We start from the raw sequence: 5554 nt of genomic DNA, 5'->3' as shown, positions 1-5554 counted from the left end.
GATCTCTTATAACATCTAAATCGTCGTTTCGTGCAAAAAAATGTTCTAAATTTAAATGTGCGTAATCCATTGTTACCTCCCGATTACAAATTTTGTTCTATCTACTATTTAGCAAAGTAATAATACATCATATCACATTAAATTAATTACTTATGTCTTATATTTAACACTTAATTTAGCGATTACGCAAATGAATGATTTTTCTAAATATTTTATTCTAACTTTATCCGGAAATATTTGTTATACGTATAACTTGGAGAATGACTACTTGAAATTTAATAACGTATACAACAAACACCACAAAATCATACACCATCTTTTAAAAAAATATAATATTAGCTATAATTATGATGAGTATTATCAACTACTCTTGATAAAAATGTGGCAATTGAGTCAGATATATAAACCCTCAAGCAAGCAATCTTTATCCTCTTTTTTATTCACTCGATTAAATTTTTACCTTATCGATTTATTCAGACAACAAAATCAATTAAAAGATGTCATTTTATGTGAGAATAATTCACCAACATTAACTGAACAACCAACATACTTTAATGAACATGACCTTCGTTTACAAGATATCTTCAAGCTTTTAAATCAAAGAGAAAGACTATGGCTCAAACTATACCTTGAAGGATACAAGCAATTTGAAATTGCTGAAATCATGTCATTATCGCTTTCAACGATTAAATTAATTAAGATGTCCGTTAAGCGTAAATGCCAACATAATTTTAATTAGTTTATTGTGAAATTTCGGTCGATGTGTTAATGATGTTGAAACACCCTAACATCTTCATATAAATTTATTTTAACCATTAAATTAACAACTTATTATACGAGGAGTACTATATTTGCAAGACAATTCTACTAAATATCTACTTTATATCCAAACTGCTACTTCAAACCATCTCGAAACAAATTGTGTCTTTTTACATTGCGATTACATTCTTAAAGTTCCAATTAACAAACTCGTTTCATATTATGCGAAATTGCATTTATCATCACAAAGTGTGCTAATTGAGACTGCAAAAAACATACTAAATATTAATAAACTGGTTCCTATTTACATCAACCCAAAAACTATACTTTTTCCGTTAAAACATAAACGTGCACCGATACAAATTTATATCAATGCACATTATATTGTTGGTATGACTGCCATAGAGAATTCAACATTAATACATTTTCAAGAAGGCATTCAGCTAGAAGTTGATGAGCCATTTTCTCTAGTTTCAAAAAAATGTCATGAAAGTTTAGCTTTGAAGCACTTCATTGAAAATACTATTTCGAATTAAATTTAATTTCTAAAAGTTTCTTAGTAAAGTATGATGTCACAATTTTTATAAAATATATGCTAACAATCATTAATAAAATCGCTCCAATAATTGTTAAAATAACAACAGTTGTAGATAAATCTACCTTAGGACTAACGAAAAATTGTACGCCAGATAGACTTGTAATTAACCCAAATAAAAACAAACCTAATAAAGCAACATAAGCAAACATCATCACTACTAATGTAACAAACATACTATAACTTTTTGTTTCTTTATTTCGAAATACATTTTGTCTTAAGTAAGCATTAGCAAAGGTAACAGGCTTATTTAAGTTAACGCTGTCATCATCAGATATAGAAGACAATCGTTGATCTAATGCTTGTTTCTCCTTCTTGTTCAAAAACCATAATTGCTTTTTAACTTTTTTATCAAATGATGCTTTATTCATAATTAAGGATTTCTCTCCTTTATAATATTGACGTAATTTTAAACATTAGCGTCAATTGAAAGTGTATTTTATATATTTTACAGAAATATATGTATCAAATCTACAAAAATCCATATTACAATTTCATTTATGGTGATTTGACGCTAAAATACAGTCTGCTAATTTTTCAAACTAATGCTTTTTAGGTAGGTACAATGATAAATTTTAATCGTATATATGTTTCATATATAATGAATCTATCCTTAAACATATTGCATTCAAAATAATTTTAAAAAATGAAAAGAAAGGATTTAGCATGCAAAAATTCAAAGACTTTTTTTACGATGATTTATCGGTTACACGAGGAAATTATTTTTTAACTTTAATGGCAGCATTTTTTATTACTATCATTTTATTTATCGGCATAGTTGTCAGTGAAGTACATTTACTTTATAGCATGCTAATTGTATTAGTAGGTTTAATTCTATTGAGGCTATTCAAAATCAATTTATTCTCTTTTAAAAAATTAACATTGTCTCAAGTTATTCATATTATAGGCGGTGCACTATTAATTTATGGGTTAGATAATCTTTATTTATATTTTCATGACGTACCGGCAAATGAACAACAATTAGAGCAAGAAATACGAAATACACCATTCTATATTTCTATTTTCACTGTTACCATCATCCCCGCTATTGTGGAAGAAATTGTTTTTCGCGGTATGATAATAAGGGTTATCTTCAGAAAACACTTGTTTTTAGGGTTAATTGTGTCTAGTTTAGTTTTTGCATCATTACACGAATCTGACACTTGGATTGGTTATTTACCTTACTTATATTCTGGTTTGATTTTTGGCCTAATTTATATAAAAACAAAACGATTAGAAGTGGTAATATTCATGCACTTCTTAAATAACTTGTTAGCTCTGCTCTTTATAATATGGAGATAATTTTGAGATAACCTTTCATATTATTTTCAAATTATCTATCTGATATTTATTTTATTGAACTTGAGTCACTACTTAAACTCAAAAATACGTGTCATCAAGTGCAAAATAATTTAGAACTAATACAAACATAAAAACTTTTACTTTACGCTTAAAATCAAAAGTCACATACCTAGATATAAGTACAACTTGTATATTTTGTACTCTAATAGGTATGTGGCTTAAATAATATTTAATTCTTGAGTTGCATATAGTAATTGTTTTTATTCATTTTCTAAAATATGCAAGACTAATTTCCTTTTCTACTCCTGTTGAATCAATTTAGACTTTTTTATAACTCGAGCTTTTACTTAGCTGAATTTTGACTTCTTCTTCATTAATAAATATGATGGAAAAACCCCCATAAGCTCAATGCTTATGAGGGTTTAAATATATTTATATATTATAGAATAGAAAGACCTGAAGATTGAATATCTTTCGCAAAGCCTTTAACTGTATCTACTGATAATTCGTTAATATCGCGACCTAAGTTTGTATTCACTTTTTTCACAACATCTGCAGGGCATGTAATAATATCTGCACCAATTTCATCAGCTTGAATCACATTGAATAATTCGCGGCAACTTGCCCATAATAATTTAACGCCGTCTTTACTATGCGTAACTTTTACAGCCTCTTTCATTAATGGTAATGGATCTACGCCTGTATCTGCAATACGTCCTGCAAATACTGAAACATATGTTGGCACACCTTCAGTTACTGCTTCAGTTATTTCTTTAACTTGTTCAATTGTGTAAACAGCCGTAACGTTTAATCTCACATTGTCAGCTGAAAGCTTTTTAATTAAAGGAATCGTTGATTCACCTTTTGTATTTACAATAGGAATTTTAACAAATACATTTTCGCCATATTGTTTTAGAATTGCTGCTTCTTTTTCCATAGTTTCTAAATCGTCTGCAAATACTTCAAATGAAATTGAAGCATCTGGAATTTCTTTCACAGCTTCTTCAGCAAAAGCTTTGTAATCTGTTACGCCCGCTTTCGCCATTAAACTAGGATTTGTTGTAAAACCATCCACTTGTTTGTTTTTATAAGCTGCTTTCATTTCTTCAATATCTGCACCGTCCGCAAATACTTCTACATTTAGTTTAGCCATATAATATAGCCTCCTTGATTCTTATTAAAATTTTAACAACATCTGCATGTCTTTTTCTTACAACCATTTGTAAAAAATGATTTTTATTTCTTTGTTATATAAAACATTTATATCACGCTTTTATAATATATAGCTAATTTTTTGCCTATATTTTTTAAAAATGACTTTAGCAAACATTGTGTCTACAAGTTAATAAAACTATTGTTTTATGATTGTTTATGATACGATATGTAAATGATAACCATCCAGGAGGTTTAGCATGTCTCGTTCAAAAAAATACTTTTACTTATCTAGCTTAATGATTATTTTAAGCTTTTTCTTTAATACAAATAACGTTTTCCTAAATGGACTTTTTAATTCTTTTATTAAATTAATACTTTTCTGCAGTGTTATTAACTCAATTGTACTAATTTTGTCTATAATTTTTGCAGATCGTTCAATTAAATCACTAAAGCCTGATGCAGATTGGATTAGAATTGCGAGTAAAAGTTTGCCTTGGATTATTCTAATTGTTATTTTAGTACATATCTTTTCAATTGTTCGTACATTCGGTTTTATTTAAAAAAGATAAAATGTCAATGTAGCCTTAATACAAAACAATACAATGTATCATGCTATAATGAGTAAAACAATTTGATGACGTTGTTGCGTATAAAAAATATTAGATTTTCGAAATCATAACTATACATCTAATCGCTATAGTTATACAACAAGATATAACATATAATGAGGTTTGATAATGCATCGACAATTTTTGTCGTCGCGTTGCCAAAACCTCTTTTTTAAATTCAAACTACTTCTTTTCGAGGTGAACCAAATGCAATATGTATATATTTTTATCGGTGGTGCTTTAGGCGCTTTATTACGTTACCTCATTTCTTTTCTGAATACTGACGGAGGTTTTCCAATCGGAACACTGATAGCCAATTTGACTGGTGCCTTTGTAATGGGATTGCTAACAGCCTTAACAATTGCATTTTTTTCAAACCATCCGACGCTAAAAAAAGCTATTACGACTGGTTTTCTTGGTGCTTTAACGACTTTTTCAACATTTCAATTAGAATTAATACATATGTTTGATCATCAACAATTTATAACTTTACTACTATATGCTGTAACAAGTTATGTCTTTGGTATTTTGTTATGTTACGTCGGTATAAAACTAGGTGGTGGTTTATCATGATATCAATCATTTTAGTCATGATTGGCGGCGGTTTTGGCGCAATTGCTAGAAGTGCCATTACTGATTATTTTAATCATAAATTTACTTCAAAGTTACCTATCGCAACATTGATAGTAAATCTAGTTGGTAGTTTTTTAATTGGATTAACTATAGGCCTATCAATTTCAATCTCATGGTTCCCTGCGTTCTTTGTCACCGGTTTTTTAGGTGGCTTAACAACTTTCTCAACGTTAGCCAAGGAACTTACATTAATGATGACACCAAAATTTGATATTAACCTTTTTCTCAATTATTCACTTTTACAATTCATCATTGGATTTATAGCTTGTTATATTGGCTATCATATTTAAAAATAAAATGCTTCATTCAGCAAATAGGTAAATTACGACACCTTCCTGAACGAAGCATTTTTTAATTTTCATGCAAATTTTTTAACACCATATAATGCCTATCAAAATAAAACAATCTTTGTTGCCGTTTAAATAATGTGAATGTCAATAAATTCTCCAAACTAGTCGAAAATAAAACAGGCTGGGACATAAATCCCTAAAAAAACAGCAGT

The 5554-nt window shown here is 28.7% G+C and carries 8 protein-coding genes; 6 read left to right on the top strand and 2 right to left on the bottom strand.

The window, feature by feature from the left end:
• Positions 1-268: 268 nt before the first annotated feature.
• Both sigS and HMPREF3247_RS06585 read left to right on the top strand, forming a co-directional pair.
• Entirely contained in the window at positions 269-739 is a 471-nt protein-coding gene (sigS, locus tag HMPREF3247_RS06590; protein ID WP_000671324.1) for an RNA polymerase sigma factor SigS, read from the top strand.
• Positions 740-851: 112 nt separating this feature from the next.
• Positions 852-1295: a competence protein ComK gene (locus HMPREF3247_RS06585; RefSeq protein ID WP_001153742.1), complete on the top strand. Its 444-nt coding sequence runs from the start codon at positions 852-854 to the stop codon at positions 1293-1295.
• On the opposite strand, the gene HMPREF3247_RS06580 is transcribed toward HMPREF3247_RS06585, so the two are convergent.
• A complete protein-coding gene (locus HMPREF3247_RS06580) occupies positions 1282-1725 on the bottom strand; it encodes a hypothetical protein (RefSeq protein WP_001030469.1) in 444 nt (147 codons plus the stop codon). The two genes, HMPREF3247_RS06585 and HMPREF3247_RS06580, sit on opposite strands and share 14 nt — an antisense overlap.
• 295 nt (positions 1726-2020) lie before the next feature.
• Here HMPREF3247_RS06580 and sdpA point away from each other — a divergent pair, with 295 nt between their 5' ends.
• Positions 2021-2656, top strand: coding sequence for a CPBP family intramembrane glutamic endopeptidase SdpA (sdpA, locus tag HMPREF3247_RS06575; RefSeq protein WP_001168902.1), 636 nt, complete (start codon positions 2021-2023; stop codon positions 2654-2656).
• 439 nt (positions 2657-3095) lie between these two features.
• Here the strand turns inward: sdpA and HMPREF3247_RS06570 are convergent, their stop codons facing one another.
• Positions 3096-3809, bottom strand: coding sequence for a transaldolase (locus HMPREF3247_RS06570; protein WP_001096494.1), 714 nt, complete (start codon positions 3807-3809; stop codon positions 3096-3098).
• A 259-nt stretch (positions 3810-4068) separates the two neighbouring features.
• On the opposite strand from HMPREF3247_RS06570, the gene HMPREF3247_RS06565 reads away from it, so the two are divergent.
• From HMPREF3247_RS06565 to HMPREF3247_RS06555, 3 genes are all read left to right on the top strand, one after another.
• Positions 4069-4371 carry a hypothetical protein gene (locus tag HMPREF3247_RS06565; RefSeq protein WP_000091441.1) on the top strand — a complete coding sequence of 101 codons (303 nt, stop codon included), beginning with the start codon at positions 4069-4071 and terminating at the stop codon, positions 4369-4371.
• A 255-nt stretch (positions 4372-4626) separates the two neighbouring features.
• Complete coding sequence (gene crcB, locus HMPREF3247_RS06560; RefSeq protein WP_001200542.1) at positions 4627-4992, top strand: fluoride efflux transporter CrcB; 366 nt, start codon at positions 4627-4629, stop codon at positions 4990-4992.
• Complete coding sequence (locus tag HMPREF3247_RS06555; RefSeq protein ID WP_000623470.1) at positions 4989-5342, top strand: fluoride efflux transporter FluC; 354 nt, start codon at positions 4989-4991, stop codon at positions 5340-5342. Before crcB ends, HMPREF3247_RS06555 begins: the two co-directional genes overlap by 4 nt.
• Positions 5343-5554 lie beyond the last annotated feature (212 nt).

Origin of the sequence: Staphylococcus sp. HMSC36A10, assembly GCF_001838845.1 — a bacterium.
In the GTDB taxonomy this organism is placed as follows: domain Bacteria; phylum Bacillota; class Bacilli; order Staphylococcales; family Staphylococcaceae; genus Staphylococcus; species Staphylococcus aureus.
Note: the sequence above shows the minus strand (reverse complement) of the source record. Positions and strands in the feature narration are given on the sequence as shown.